13 protein-coding genes are annotated in these 13577 nt (G+C 59.7%); 3 read left to right on the top strand and 10 right to left on the bottom strand.

What is annotated here, in order from left to right; genetic code table 11:
• The first annotated feature begins 77 nt into the window (after window positions 1–77).
• From algW to AB4O12_RS25875, 3 genes are all read left to right on the top strand, one after another.
• The gene (gene algW / locus AB4O12_RS25885; protein ID WP_016770590.1) at window positions 78–1235 is read left to right on the top strand and encodes a Do family serine endopeptidase AlgW; all 1158 of its coding nucleotides are present in this window, start codon (window positions 78–80) and stop codon (window positions 1233–1235) included.
• A gap of 88 nt (window positions 1236–1323) precedes the next feature.
• Window positions 1324–3429: a TonB-dependent siderophore receptor gene (locus AB4O12_RS25880; RefSeq protein WP_460059931.1), complete on the top strand. Its 2106-nt coding sequence runs from the start codon at window positions 1324–1326 to the stop codon at window positions 3427–3429.
• Between the two features lie 12 nt (window positions 3430–3441).
• Entirely contained in the window at window positions 3442–4161 is a 720-nt protein-coding gene (locus AB4O12_RS25875) for a DUF4198 domain-containing protein (protein ID WP_460059930.1), read from the top strand.
• 1370 nt (window positions 4162–5531) lie between these two features.
• Here AB4O12_RS25875 and hisC read toward each other — a convergent pair.
• The 10 genes from hisC to AB4O12_RS25825 all read right to left on the bottom strand — a co-directional run bounded on the left by hisC (window position 5532) and on the right by AB4O12_RS25825 (window position 13499).
• Window positions 5532–6584 (bottom strand): histidinol-phosphate transaminase, encoded by a 1053-nt coding sequence (gene hisC / locus AB4O12_RS25870; RefSeq protein ID WP_460059928.1) that lies wholly within the window; start codon window positions 6582–6584, stop codon window positions 5532–5534.
• A gap of 3 nt (window positions 6585–6587) precedes the next feature.
• Window positions 6588–7925, bottom strand: a complete 1338-nt coding sequence (gene hisD / locus AB4O12_RS25865; RefSeq protein ID WP_056782950.1) for a histidinol dehydrogenase — start codon at window positions 7923–7925, stop codon at window positions 6588–6590.
• 126 nt (window positions 7926–8051) lie between these two features.
• Window positions 8052–8687: an ATP phosphoribosyltransferase gene (hisG, locus tag AB4O12_RS25860; protein WP_016771668.1), complete on the bottom strand. Its 636-nt coding sequence runs from the start codon at window positions 8685–8687 to the stop codon at window positions 8052–8054.
• A gap of 128 nt (window positions 8688–8815) precedes the next feature.
• On the bottom strand, window positions 8816–10081 hold the full coding sequence (murA, locus tag AB4O12_RS25855) for a UDP-N-acetylglucosamine 1-carboxyvinyltransferase (RefSeq protein ID WP_460059927.1): 1266 nt from the start codon (window positions 10079–10081) through the stop codon (window positions 8816–8818).
• Between the two features lie 22 nt (window positions 10082–10103).
• Window positions 10104–10343, bottom strand: coding sequence for a BolA family protein (locus AB4O12_RS25850; protein ID WP_016771670.1), 240 nt, complete (start codon window positions 10341–10343; stop codon window positions 10104–10106).
• A gap of 115 nt (window positions 10344–10458) precedes the next feature.
• Window positions 10459–10764, bottom strand: a complete 306-nt coding sequence (locus AB4O12_RS25845) for an STAS domain-containing protein (RefSeq protein ID WP_056782947.1) — start codon at window positions 10762–10764, stop codon at window positions 10459–10461.
• Complete coding sequence (locus AB4O12_RS25840; protein ID WP_076565863.1) at window positions 10761–11414, bottom strand: MlaC/ttg2D family ABC transporter substrate-binding protein; 654 nt, start codon at window positions 11412–11414, stop codon at window positions 10761–10763. The genes AB4O12_RS25845 and AB4O12_RS25840 overlap by 4 nt, the downstream gene beginning before the upstream one ends.
• Before the next feature lie 11 nt (window positions 11415–11425).
• Window positions 11426–11893 (bottom strand): outer membrane lipid asymmetry maintenance protein MlaD, encoded by a 468-nt coding sequence (mlaD, locus tag AB4O12_RS25835; RefSeq protein ID WP_016771673.1) that lies wholly within the window; start codon window positions 11891–11893, stop codon window positions 11426–11428.
• Window positions 11893–12690, bottom strand: coding sequence for a lipid asymmetry maintenance ABC transporter permease subunit MlaE (gene mlaE / locus AB4O12_RS25830; RefSeq protein ID WP_016771674.1), 798 nt, complete (start codon window positions 12688–12690; stop codon window positions 11893–11895). Before mlaE ends, mlaD begins: the two co-directional genes overlap by 1 nt.
• The gene (locus AB4O12_RS25825) at window positions 12690–13499 is read right to left on the bottom strand and encodes an ATP-binding cassette domain-containing protein (RefSeq protein WP_056782943.1); all 810 of its coding nucleotides are present in this window, start codon (window positions 13497–13499) and stop codon (window positions 12690–12692) included. Before AB4O12_RS25825 ends, mlaE begins: the two co-directional genes overlap by 1 nt.
• Window positions 13500–13577: the final 78 nt, after the last annotated feature.

Below are 13577 nucleotides of genomic sequence, written 5' to 3'. Positions count from 1 at the left end.
GGCGCGCGCGGCCTCGTATAATGCGCGACATTATGGGCGGTCTGACCTCGCCTGCAACCTTTCCAGGAACGTGCTTAATGCTCAAGGCGCTGCGTTTTTTTGGCTGGCCGCTGTTGGCCGGTGTGCTTATCGCTCTGTTGATTATTCAGCGTTACCCCGAGTGGGTCGGGCTGCCGAGCCTCGACGTCAATCTGCAACAGGCGCCACAGACCACGATCGTGCAACAGGGGCCGGTGTCCTATGCGGATGCGGTGGGCATCGCCGCGCCGTCGGTGGTCAACCTGTACACCACCAAGGTCATCAACAAACCGGCGCATCCCTTGTTCGAGGATCCGCAGTTCCGCCGCTTCTTCGGTGACAATTCGCCGAAACAGAAGCGCATGGAATCGAGCCTCGGTTCCGGGGTGATCATGAGCCCGGAAGGCTACATCCTCACCAACAACCACGTCACCAGCGGCGCCGACCAGATCGTCGTGGCTCTGAAGGATGGCCGCGAAACACTCGCGCGGGTGATTGGCAGCGATCCTGAGACTGACCTTGCGGTTCTGAAAATCGACCTGAAAAACCTCCCGGCAATCACCGTCGGCCGCTCCGACAGCATTCGCATCGGTGACGTCGCGCTCGCTATCGGCAACCCGTTCGGCGTCGGTCAGACCGTGACCATGGGCATCATCAGCGCCACCGGCCGCAATCAGCTGGGCCTGAACAACTACGAAGACTTCATCCAGACCGATGCGGCGATCAACCCGGGCAACTCCGGCGGTGCGCTGGTCGACGCCAACGGCAACCTCACCGGTATCAACACGGCGATCTTTTCCAAGTCCGGCGGCTCGCAAGGGATCGGATTTGCCATTCCGGTGAAACTGGCGATGGAAGTGATGAAGTCGATCATCGAGCACGGCCAAGTGATTCGTGGCTGGCTGGGCATCGAAGTACAACCGCTGACTCAGGAACTGGCGGAGTCGTTTGGCTTGTCCGGGCGTCCGGGGATTGTCGTCGCGGGGATCTTCCGTGACGGCCCGGCGCAGAAAGCCGGCCTGCAACTGGGCGATGTGATCCTGAGTATCGACGGCGAACCGGCCGGCGATGGCCGCCGCTCGATGAACCAGGTGGCGCGGATCAAGCCGACCGACAAGGTGACGATTCAAGTGATGCGTAACGGCAAGGAGCTGAAGCTGACGGCTGAAATCGGCCTGCGTCCACCACCGGCACCGGTGAAAGAAAAAGAAGAGTAAAAATGTTTTCGCGCCAACGGCGCGAATAACAGACATTCTCAACGGGCATGTTATATTGTTTCAATTCTCGCAATTGGAACAACATAACATGTCGTCTCGCAAAAAGGCCTCACTGTTGGGCCTGACTCTGGGTTTGCTCTGCGATCCCGCCCTCGCCGATGAGCCGCAGCCCGTTGAGCTGGAAGCCATCAGCGTCACCTCCGACTACGAAACACCCACCGGCCCGGTCAGCGGTTATCGCGCGACTCGCTCCGCCAGTGCGACCAAAACCGACACGGCGATTCGCGATATCCCGCAAGCCATCAGCGTGGTCCCGGCCAGTGTGCTCTCGGATCTGGGCAGCAGCAGCGTCGAACGCGCGCTGGATTTTGCTGGCGGCGTATCGAAGCAGAACAACTTCGGCGGCCTGACCCTGTACGAATACAGCGTGCGCGGCTTCACCACGTCCGAGTTCTACAAGGACGGTTTCAGCGCCAATCGCGGCTACCCGAGCACGCCAGATGCGGCCAACATCGAGCGCATCGAAGTGCTCAAAGGCCCGGCCGCCAGCCTGTACGGCCGGGGCGATCCCGGCGGTACGGTGAACATCGTCACCAAGAAACCGCAGCCGGAAGCGTTCACCACTCTGCAAACCAGCGCTGGCAGTTGGGACCGCTATCGCACCGCGCTGGACGTCAACACGCCCCTCGATGATCAGGGCAATGTGCTCTCGCGCATCAACCTCGCCGTAGAAGACAACAACAACTTTCGCGACCACGTCGACAGCCAGCGGGTCTTCGTTGCGCCCTCGATCAGTTGGCAGTTGAGCCCGGACACCTCGCTGCTGGTGGAGAGCGAAATCGTCCGTCACAACTCGACGTTCGATCGTGGCGTTGTGGCGCCGAACAACAAATGGAGCGGCGTATCGCGCTCGACGTTCTTGGGCGAGCCCAACGACGGCAACATCGACAACCACAACAACCTGCTCCAGGCCACTCTTGAACACCATCTGAACGACAGCTGGAAACTGCGTTTGGCCAGCCACTACAAGGAAGGCAAGCTCTGGGGCGACGCCTCGGAACAGAGGGCGCTGAACGCCGACGGCCAAACGGTCAACCGCCGCTTGCGCGAACGCGATACGAATTGGCACGACAGCATCACCCAACTGGAACTGCGCGGTCTGTTCGATCTCGGGCCGTGGCAGCATGAATTGCTGATCGGCACCGAATACGAGAATTACCGCAAGGACGAACGCGTCACCACCATTGCTGGCGGCCCCTACGCCATCGACATCTATAAGCCGGTTTACGGCCAGCCGAAACCCAACGGCGCACGCTCGGGCACCGACTTCTTCGAACACGTTGAAAGTCATGCGCTGAATCTGCAGGACCAGATCATCTTCACCGACAAGCTGCGCGGCATGCTCGGCGCGCGCTTCGAGCACTTCGATCAGCGCATCGACGATCACAGCCGCAACGCCAAAAGCCAGCAGCGCCACGACGCGCTGACTCAACGCGCCGGCCTGCTCTATCAGCTCACGCCGAACACCGGCCTGTTCGCCAACGCCTCCACCTCGTTCAAACCGAACAACGGCCTGGATGCTTCCGGCAAATCCTTCGATCCGGAAGAAGGTGTCGGTTACGAAGTGGGGATCAAGAACGAACTCTTCGATGAGCGGGTGAGCAGCACCCTCGCCTTCTTCCACATCGACAAGGAAAACGTCCTCGCCCTCGATCCGGGCAGCGACACCAGCCGCGCCATGGGCAAGGCGCGCAGTCAGGGTTTCGATTGGCAAGTGAGCGGCCAGGTGACCGACGCGGTGCGGGTCATCGGCGCCTTCGCCTACATCGACGCCGAGGTGACCAAGGGCGACGCGACCATTCCTACCGGCAGCCGCATCCTCGGCGTGGCCAAACGCAGCGGCAGTCTGCTGGGTGTGTATGAATTTCAGGATGGCCGTCTGCGCGGTTCAGACGTCGGTGCAGCGTTCACCTACGTCGGCGATCGCTCGGGCGAATCCGGCAGCGACTTCGAATTGCCGGCCTACCAGACCGTCGACTTGCTCGCGCACTACAAGGCCAGCGACAGCGTGACGGTCGGCTTCAACCTGAACAACATCTTCGACGAAAAATACTACGAGCGCTCCTACAGCAACTACTGGGTCAACCCCGGCGAGCCGCGCAATTTCACCGTCAACCTGACACTCAACCTGTAAAAGGACGTCACCATGCACTACGGCAAATCCCTTCTGCTCATCGCTGCGCTCTTCACCGGGCAAGTGTCGGCCCACGGCCTGTGGACAGAGGAACGACGCGGCAACATCGAAGTGATCTACGGCCACGGCGCCGAAGACAACGCCTTCAAGGCACAAAAAGTCAGCGGTGCCTGGGCTTATGACGCAAGCGGCAAAATGATCCCGGTCAGCGTCGAGCGCCTGGCCGATCATGCCCGTTTGAAACCATTGAAGCCGCCGGCGGTGATGGCCGTGGCGCTGAACAATGGCATGTGGTCGCAGACGGCGGACAAGAAGTGGATCAACGAAGGACGCAGCAAAGTGCCCGGCGCTACCGAGGCCACGCAGACCTTCAAGTACAGCCTGTCGATCTATCAGCCGGGGGCGAAATTGCCGAAACTGGACCAGATCAAACTGCTGATCCTGCCGGAGGTCGATCCGCTGACGGTCGGGCCGGGCAAATCGTTACCGGTGCGGGTGCTGCTCGATGGCAAACCGGCGGCAGGGGTGAAGTTGATTGGCGACTATCGCAGCGCGCCCAACACCCTGAGCACCGAGACCGACAAGGATGGGCGTGCGCAGGTGCTGGTGCGTAATGAAGGGTTGAATGTGATTGCGGCGCAGGTTGAAGTGCCGGTGAAGGACAGTGTGGATGTGGACAGTCGTGGGTTGTTCAGTTCGCTGACATTCGTTGGCGAGCCGCATCACGAATAAAAGCACACCCTCACCCCAGCCCTCTCCCGGCGGGAGAGGGAGCCGACCGAGTTGTCTTGCGGGATACATCGACCTGAAAGACCGAGTTGATTATGGATTCAATACAAATCGTTCAAGTCGGTGAACCTCTGCAATATTCCCATTCAGTCCCCTCTCCCTCTGGGAGAGGGGGCCGACCGAGTTGTCTTGCGGGATACATTGACCTGAAAGACCGAGTTGATTATGGATTCCAATACAAATCGTTCAAGTCGGTGAACCTCTGCAATATTCCCCGTTCAGTCCCCTCTCCCTCTGGGAGAGGGGGCCGACCGATTTGTCTTGCGGGATACATTGACCTGAAAGACCGAGTTGATTATGGATTCAATACAAATCGTTCAAGTCGGTGAACCTCTGCAATATTCCCATTCAGTCCCCTCTCCCTCTGGGAGAGGGGCCGACCGAGTTGTCTTGCGGGATACATCGACCTGAAAGACCGAGTTGATTATGGATTCAATACAAATCGTTCAAGTCGGTGAACCTCTGCAATATTCCCATTCAGTCCCCTCTCCCCTCTGGGAGAGGGGGCCGACCGAGTTGTCTTGCGGGATACATCGACCTGAAAGACCGAGTTGATTATGGATTCAATACAAATCGTTCAAGTCGGTGAACCTCTGCAATATTCCCCGTTCAGTCCCCTCTCCCTCTGGGAGAGGGGGCCGACCGAGTTGTCTTGCTGGATACATCGACCTGAAAGACCGAGCTGATTATGGATTCAATACAAATCGTTCAAGTCGGTGAACCTCTGCAATATTCCCCGTTCAGTCCCCTCTCCCTCTGGGAGAGGGGGCCGACCGAGTTGTCTTGCGGGATACATCGACCTGAAAGACCGAGTTGATTATGGATTCAATACAAATCGTTCAAGTCGGTGAACCTCTGCAATATTCCCCATTCAGTCCCCTCTCCCTCTGGGAGAGGGGGCCGACCGAGTTGTCTTGCGGGTACATTGACCTGAAAGACCGAGTTGATTATGGATTCAATACAAATCGTTCAAGTCGGTGAACCTCTGCAATATTCCCATTCAGTCCCCTCTCCCCTCTGGGAGAGGGGGCCGACCGAGTTGTCTTGCGGGATACATCGACCTGAAAGACCGAGTTGATTATGGATTCAATACAAATCGTTCAAGTCGGTGAACCTCTGCAATATTCCCATTCAGTCCCCTCTCCCTCTGGGAGAGGGGGCCGACCGAGTTGTCTTGCGGGATACATTGACCTGAAAGACCGAGTTGATTATGGATTCCAATACAAATCGTTCAAGTCGGTGAACCTCTGCAATATTCCCCGTTCAGTCCCCTCTCCCCTCTGGGAGAGGGCTAGGGTGAGGGGCTTTTGCTTTTAGAGGTCGCCAAGGCCGTCGATCAACGCCTGATTCTGCTCCGGCGTACCCACCGATATCCGCAAGAACTGCGCAATCCGTTCCTGCTTGAAGTGCCGCACGATCACGCCCTGCTCGCGCAGCTTGGCCGCCATGCCCGCCGCATCATGCTGCGGGTGGCGAGCGAAGATGAAGTTGGCCGCCGACGGCAGCACTTCAAAGCCTTTAGCCTGCAACTGCGCCACCACCCATTCGCGGCTCTCGATCACCTGACGACAGGTCTTGTCGAAATACTCGCGATCGGCAAAAGCCGCCGCCGCGCCGACAATCGCCAGACGATCCAGTGGATAGGAGTTGAAGCTGTTCTTGATCCGCTCCAACGCCTCGATCAGATCCGGGTGCCCTACCGCCAGACCGACACGCAGGCCGGCCAGCGAGCGTGACTTGGACAGCGTCTGCGTCACCAGCAGGTTCGGATAGCGATCCACCAGATTGATCGCCGTCTCGCCACCGAAGTCGATGTACGCCTCATCCACGACTACAACCGAATCTGGACTGGCCTTGAGGATTTGCTCGACGGCGTCCAGCGCAAGCAGGCATCCGGTCGGGGCGTTCGGGTTGGGGAAAATGATCCCGCCATTCGGTTTGGCGTAGTCGGCCGGGTTGATCTGGAATTGCGCATCCAGTGGCACCGCATCGAATTCAATGCCGTACAGACCGCAGTAGACCGGATAGAAGCTGTAGCTGATGTCCGGGAACAGCAGCGGCTGATCGTGTTGCAGCAGACCGTGGAAGATGTGCGCGAGCACTTCGTCCGAACCGTTGCCAAGGAACACCTGACTGGTTTGCACGCCGTAATATTCGGCCACGGCGTTTTTCAGCAGATCACTGTTCGGGTCCGGATACAGGCGCAAGTTGTCGTTGAGTTCGGCTTGCATCGCCGCCAGCGCTTTTGGCGACGGGCCATACGGATTTTCGTTGGTATTGAGCTTGACCAGTTTGGTCAGCTTCGGCTGTTCGCCCGGCACGTAGGGCACCAGATCCTTGACGAACGGGCTCCAGAATTTACTCATCGCTCAGTTCCCCTGCCCTTTCAGAAAGTCTTGGTCTTTGATGCGGTATTCGGCGCTGCGCGCGTGGGCGCTCAGCGATTCACCACGGGCGAGTACCGATGCAGTTTTGCCCAGCTCGGAAGCGCCGGCCTCGGAGCAGAAGATGATCGACGAGCGCTTCTGGAAGTCGTAGACACCCAGCGGCGAGGAGAACCGCGCGGTGCCGGAAGTCGGCAACACGTGGTTCGGACCGGCGCAGTAATCGCCCAACGCTTCGGAAGTGTGGCGGCCCATGAAGATCGCACCGGCGTGACGAATCTGCGGCAACCAGGCTTGTGGATCGGCGACCGACAACTCCAGGTGTTCCGGGGCGATACGATTGGCGACTTCGATGGCCTGGGCCATGTCACTGACCTGGATCAGCGCACCACGGCCATTGATCGAAGTTTCGATGATGGTTGCGCGGTCCATGGTCGGCAGCAGTTTGTCGATGCTTGCGGCTACCTTGTCGAGGAACTCGGCGTCCGGGCTGACCAGAATCGCTTGCGCGTCTTCGTCGTGCTCGGCCTGGGAGAAGAGGTCCATGGCGATCCAGTCCGGATCGGTCTGGCCGTCGCACACTACAAGAATTTCCGAAGGGCCGGCGATCATGTCGATGCCGACCTGGCCGAACACATGACGCTTGGCCGTGGCGACGTAGATGTTGCCCGGGCCGACAACCTTGTCGACACGCGGCACGCTTTCGGTGCCATAAGCCAGTGCGGCAACCGCTTGCGCGCCGCCGATGGTGAACACGCGGTCGACACCGGCGATGCAGGCAGCGGCCAGCACCAGCTCGTTGATTTCACCGCGCGGGGTCGGCACGACCATGACCACTTCGGTCACGCCGGCCACCTTCGCCGGAATCGCGTTCATCAATACCGACGACGGATACGAAGCCTTGCCACCCGGCACGTACAGGCCGGCACGATCCAGTGGCGTGACTTTCTGGCCGAGCACCGTGCCGTCAGCCTCGGTGTAGCTCCAGGAATCCTGCTTCTGTTTTTCGTGATAGCTGCGCACGCGGGCGGCGGCTTTTTCCAAGGCCTCGCGTTGCGGCACAGTGATGCGGGTCAGGGCCAGTTCGAGACGCTCGCGCGGCAGGATCAGGTCGGCCATCGAGGCGACTTCAAGACCGTCGAACTTCTGGGTGAACTCGACCAGCGCCGCGTCACCGCGCTCGCGCACAGCCTTGATGATGTCGAGCACGCGCTGATTGACCGAGTCGTCAGACACACTTTCCCAGCTCAGCAGATGATCCAGATGATGCGCGAAATCCGGGTCAGCAGCGTTGAGTCGGCGAATTGCAGTCGGTGCGGTCATAGCGAGAGCCTCATAGGAATTGGCAAAAAACTCAGGCGCCCGAAACTAGCATTCGATCCGCTTGGGCACCTGAGAATTCTGGCTATGAGGCGGATAGACGGCGCGGCCTCGGGCCGCGCTGGTAGATCAGCCGCGGTGTCGCGATTCCACTGCGTTGCGCAGGGTGTCGATCAACGCCTGGATTCGGGCGTGCTGCATTTTCATTGAAGCCTTGTTGACCACCAGACGCGAGCTGATCGTGGCGATCAGTTCCTGTGGCTCCAGGCCGTTGGCGCGCAGGGTGTTACCGGTGTCGACCACGTCGATGATCTTGTCGGCCAGCCCGATCAGCGGCGCCAGTTCCATCGAGCCGTACAGCTTGATGATGTCGACCTGACGGCCCTGCTCGGCGTAATAACGCTTGGCAACGTTGACGAACTTGGTCGCCACGCGCAGACGGCCCTTGGGCTCGGCCGCGCCGATCTTGCCGGCAGTCATCAGCTTGCACTGGGCGATCTGCAGGTCCAGCGGCTCGTACAGGCCCTGGCCGCTGTATTCCATCAGCACGTCCTTACCGGCGACGCCGAGGTCGGCCGCGCCATGCTCGACATAGGTCGGCACGTCGGTGGCACGCACGATCAGCAGACGCACGTCGTCCTGGGTCGTGGGAATGATCAGCTTGCGGCTCTTGTCCGGATTCTCGGTCGGCACGATGCCCGCTTCAGCGAGAAGCGGCAGAGTGTCGTCAAGGATGCGGCCCTTGGACAGTGCGATGGTCAACATGGGAAACGTCAGTCCTTATCAAGGTACTCATGCCCGGTCGCAATCGGCGCCGGACACACATCGAGGGTGCGTACACCCTCGACTCGAAACGAATTCAGTGGACACGTCCCTGTGTCCCGATGCAGCGATCAGCCCGGAACGCGACGGATCTTGGCACCCAGCATTTGCAGTTTTTCTTCGATGCACTCGTAACCACGGTCTATGTGGTAGATGCGGTCGATCAGCGTGTCGCCTTCGGCAACCAGCGCCGAGATCACCAGACTGGCCGATGCGCGCAGGTCGGTGGCCATGACTGGCGCGCCCTTGAGCTTCTCGATACCGGTGACGATGGCAGTGTTGCCTTCAACCTGGATATGCGCGCCCATGCGGTGCAGCTCGTACACGTGCATGAAACGGTTTTCGAAGATTGTCTCGATCACCGCACCAGTACCTTCGGCAATGGCGTTGAGCGAGATGAACTGGGCCTGCATGTCGGTCGGGAACGCCGGGTACGGCGCGGTGCGCACGTTGACCGCCTTCGGGCGCTTGCCGTGCATGTTCAGCTCGATCCAGTCTTCACCGCAGGTGATTTCCGCACCGGCTTCACGCAGCTTTTCCAGCACCGCTTCGAGAATGGTCGGATCGGTGTCCTTGACCTTGACGCGGCCACCGGTCACGGCAGCAGCGACCAGATAGGTGCCGGTTTCGATACGGTCAGGCATGACTTTGTAGAAAGCCGAACCCAGACGCTCGACGCCATCGATGGTGATGGTGTCTGTGCCGGCGCCGGAAACCTTGGCGCCCATGGCATTGAGGAAGTTCGCCAGGTCGACCACTTCAGGTTCGCGCGCGGCGTTCTGCAACACGCTGCGGCCTTTGGCCAGTGCAGCGGCCATCATGATGTTCTCGGTACCGGTCACGCTGACGGTGTCGAAGAAGAAGTGCGCGCCGCGCAAACCACCTTCAGGTGCCTTGGCCTTGATGTAGCCGCCTTCGACGTCGATGACCGCGCCCATGGCTTCCAGACCGCGGATGTGCAGGTCGACCGGACGCGAACCGATGGCGCAACCGCCGTGCAGTGCGACTTCGGCTTCACCGAAACGCGCGACCATCGGGCCGAGCACAAGGATCGACGCACGCATGGTTTTCACCAGTTCGTACGGCGCGATCAGGGTCTTGATGGTGCGCGGGTCGATTTCGACGCTGAGCTTCTCGTCGATTACCGGCTCAATGCCCATGCGCCCGAACAGCTCGATCATGGTGGTGATGTCGTGCAGGTGCGGCAGGTTGCCAACGGTGACCGGGCCATCGCACAGCAAGGTCGCGGCCAGAATCGGCAGGGCGGAGTTCTTCGCGCCGGAAATGCGGATCTCGCCATCAAGACGAGCGCCACCGGTAATAATCAATTTATCCATTAGTATCTCGACGCCCTAGGGCTCAGGTGCGCTCGGCCCAGGCCGCGCGGCTGAAAAATTTCATAGTGACCGCATGGATGCTGCCATCGGTGATCCATGGGTTCAAATGGGCATAGACCTGCTGCTGACGCTTCACCGGGCTCAACGCCGCCAGTTCATCGCTAATCACGTTCAGCTGGAAGTTGCAGCCTTCGCCTTCAACTTCTACCAGCGTTCCTGGCAGCTTTCCTTCAAGGAAGCTCTTCACTTCTACGGCCTGCATGCTCAACCTCAATCGGCGCCCTGTGCGCACGGGTCGGACATCATACAAAAAAGCCCCGCGCCTGCGAACCCCGCAACGCAGGACTCTGACGGGGGGCTTCTTTATAGATGATGGTTCAGGGTTGCGCCAACAGCTCGGTCAGTTCACTGACCTGAGCGATTTCGCGCATGTCTTCAGGCATCGCACGGATGCTGACGGCCTTGCCGGCCGCCTGGGCATCGCGCATGAAGCACAGCAGCAACGACAGGCCGACGCTGCTGGACTTCTGCACCGCCGAACAATCGATGACCAGCGCGGACGCCTTGCTCGACTTGATCAGCGCCTGCCCTTCCTTGCGCAGCTCAGGCCCGGTGCGGTAATCCAGCACGCCGCTGAGCACCAGCTCGTCGACATCACTCATACGAACTGCCGCCTCACTCATTGCGCTGGCTTCGCGGCGGCTTTGTCGGTTTCCTGCTTGGCCTTGGCCACTTCACCGGCCCAGCCATCGATGGTCTTGTCCAGATCGTTGCCATTGCGTTGCATGGCGTCGGCGAACTGGTCACGGAACAGCTTGCCGATGTTGATGCCGTTGATGATCACGTTGCGCAGTTTCCACTCGCCGCTGATCTTCTCAAGCGTGTACTGCACCGGATAGATCGCGCCATTGCTGCCCTTGACGGTCATGTTGACGCTGGTGCGGTCGCCCGATTCGTCTTTGGCCGGGTCAACCGTGATGCCCTGGTTGTTGTATTCCAGCAGAGCGTTGCCATAGAACTGGAACAGACCGCGCTTGAAGTTTTCCTGAAAGCGCTGCATCTGCTCAGGCGTGGCCTTGCGCGAATACTTCACGGTCATGATGCTTTTGGAGATGCCCTCGGCATCCACCACCGGCCCCACAATGCTGTTGAGCGCCGCATAAAAATCCTGCGGATCCTGCTTGTACTTCTCTTTGTTTGCCTGCAAGTCGGCAAGCATCCGGTTCGTGGTGTCCTGAATCAGGTCATGAGCCGATTGCCCCGGTGCAGCGTTAGCCATCAACGGCAGGGCCGCGAGCAACACCAACAGGCCACGTCGCAAGATAGAGATCATTCAAAAGCTCCTCATTTGGCGTCTTTGCTAACGGTATTGAGCAGGAATTTACCGATCAGGTCTTCCAGTACCAGTGACGACTGCGTGTCGTGGATGGTTCCACCGTCTTTCAACTGGGTGTCTTCACCGCCGACGCTGATACCGATGTATTTCTCGCCCAGCAGACCTGCGGTGAGGATAGATGCAGTCGAATCGACCGGCAGGTTGTCGACCTTTTTATCCACTTGCAGCGTGACCCGACCGGTGAAGCTGTCGCGATCCAGATCGATAGCGGTGACCTTGCCGATGGTCACACCGGCCATGGTCACTTTGGCTCTGACCGTCAGACCGGCGATATTGTCGAAATACGCATACAACTTGTAAGTGTCGGTGGACGAAGTCGGAGACAGGCCGCTGACGCGCAAGGCGAGCAGCAGCAAAGCCAGGATCCCTGCCAGCAGGAACAGGCCGACACCGATTTCCAGGGTGCGGTTTTGCATCAGAAATCTCCAAACATCAAAGCGGTCAGAATAAAGTCCAGACCGAGCACTGCCAGCGAGGCAAACACCACGGTCTTGGTGGTGGCACGACTGATTCCCTCGGACGTGGGTTCACAGTCATAGCCTTGGAATACGGCGATCCAGGTCACGACAAAGGCGAAAACGACACTCTTGATCACGCCATTTAGCACATCACTGGTGAAGTTCACGCTGTTCTGCATGTTCGCCCAGTACGAGCCTTCGTAGACGCCCAGCCAGTCGACCGCCACCCACGAACCGCCCCAGATGCCGACGACGCTGAAAATCATCGCCAGCACCGGCAGGGAAATGAAGCCGGCCCACAGGCGCGGCGCAATGATGTACTTGAGCGGATCGACACCGATCATTTCCAGGCTGGACAGCTGCTCGGTGGATTTCATGTTGCCGATCTCGGCGGTCAACGCCGAACCGGCCCGCCCGGCAAACAGCAACGCCGTGACCACCGGCCCCAGTTCACGCAGCAGCGTCAGGGCGACCATCTGCCCTACAGCCTGCTCTGAACCATAGCTGGAAAGAATGCTGAAGCCCTGCAGCGCCAGGACCATGCCGATGAAAATGCCGGAGACCACGATGATCACCAGCGACATGACGCCGACCGAATGCAGCTGCTTGACCAACAGGCCAAAACCACCGCTGATACCGCCACGGCCCAGCAGGGCGTGAAACAGGAACAGGGTCGCCCGACCAAACACCGCGACCGCGTCGATCGCCGATTCGCCGAACCGACGCACGCGTTCCATCAATGAAATTCTGCGCATCAACGCTTCCCCAGAAGATCTGCGCGGTAATCCGTCGCTGGAAAGTGATACGGCACCGGGCCATCGGGATCACCGGTCATGAACTGGCGGATACGCGGGTCATCCGAATTCATCAGCTCATCCGGCGTGCCCTGCCCCAGCACCTGACCATCGCCCACGACATAGATGTAGTCGGCAATGCTCGCGGTTTCCGCCAGGTCGTGCGAGACCACGATGCTGGTGATTCCCAGTGCATCGTTGAGCAGGCGGATCAGGCGCACCAGCACGCCCATGGCGATCGGGTCCTGGCCCACGAAGGGCTCGTCGTACATGAGAATCTGCGGATCGAGGGCAATCGCCCGGGCCAGCGCCACGCGGCGCTTCATGCCGCCGGACAGTTCGTCCGGCATCAGGTCGATGGCGCCACGCAGCCCCACGGCCTGCAATTTCAGCAGGACGATGTCGCGAATCATGTCTTCCGGCAGTTGCGTGTGCACCCGCAGCGGAAAGGCCACGTTCTCGAACACATCGAGGTCGGTGAACAGCGCACCGCTCTGAAACAGCACGCCCATGTGCTTGCGCGCATCGAACAGATCACTGCGCGACAGCGTCGGCAGATTCTGCCCGTTGACCCAGACTTCGCCGCCGGACGGCCGCAACTGCGCGCCCATCAGGCGCAGCAGCGTGGTCTTGCCGCAGCCGGAAGGCCCCATGATGCCGGTGACCTTGCCGCGCGGGATGCGGATATCGACGTTATTGAAAATGCTCCGCGCACCGCGCTTGAAGGAGACTCCCTTCAGCTCGACCGCGTAGGCGTTATCGGCACTCATCTAAACTCCTTGCGATGCAGCCTCTCACTGGGATGCCAGACTTTCCTCGGAAACACCTGCATCCCGGGCAGGCCGAAC

This window comes from Pseudomonas sp. S2_A05, from assembly GCF_054668485.1.
This window is presented reverse-complemented; position numbering and strand designations above follow the sequence as displayed.

Coding starts and splice junctions, on each gene's coding strand:
- mlaD (WP_016771673.1), bottom strand. CDS start 11,893: ATGCAAAACCGCACCCTGGAAATCGGTGTCGGCCTGTTCCTGCTGGCA.
- hisC (WP_460059928.1), bottom strand. CDS start 6,584: ATGAGTAAATTCTGGAGCCCGTTCGTCAAGGATCTGGTGCCCTACGTG.
- hisG (WP_016771668.1), bottom strand. CDS start 8,687: ATGTTGACCATCGCACTGTCCAAGGGCCGCATCCTTGACGACACTCTG.
- algW (WP_016770590.1), top strand. CDS start 78: ATGCTCAAGGCGCTGCGTTTTTTTGGCTGGCCGCTGTTGGCCGGTGTG.
- AB4O12_RS25875 (WP_460059930.1), top strand. CDS start 3,442: ATGCACTACGGCAAATCCCTTCTGCTCATCGCTGCGCTCTTCACCGGG.
- AB4O12_RS25880 (WP_460059931.1), top strand. CDS start 1,324: ATGTCGTCTCGCAAAAAGGCCTCACTGTTGGGCCTGACTCTGGGTTTG.
- AB4O12_RS25840 (WP_076565863.1), bottom strand. CDS start 11,414: ATGATCTCTATCTTGCGACGTGGCCTGTTGGTGTTGCTCGCGGCCCTG.
- murA (WP_460059927.1), bottom strand. CDS start 10,081: ATGGATAAATTGATTATTACCGGTGGCGCTCGTCTTGATGGCGAGATC.
- hisD (WP_056782950.1), bottom strand. CDS start 7,925: ATGACCGCACCGACTGCAATTCGCCGACTCAACGCTGCTGACCCGGAT.
- AB4O12_RS25825 (WP_056782943.1), bottom strand. CDS start 13,499: ATGAGTGCCGATAACGCCTACGCGGTCGAGCTGAAGGGAGTCTCCTTC.
- mlaE (WP_016771674.1), bottom strand. CDS start 12,690: ATGCGCAGAATTTCATTGATGGAACGCGTGCGTCGGTTCGGCGAATCG.
- AB4O12_RS25850 (WP_016771670.1), bottom strand. CDS start 10,343: ATGCAGGCCGTAGAAGTGAAGAGCTTCCTTGAAGGAAAGCTGCCAGGA.
- AB4O12_RS25845 (WP_056782947.1), bottom strand. CDS start 10,764: ATGAGTGAGGCGGCAGTTCGTATGAGTGATGTCGACGAGCTGGTGCTC.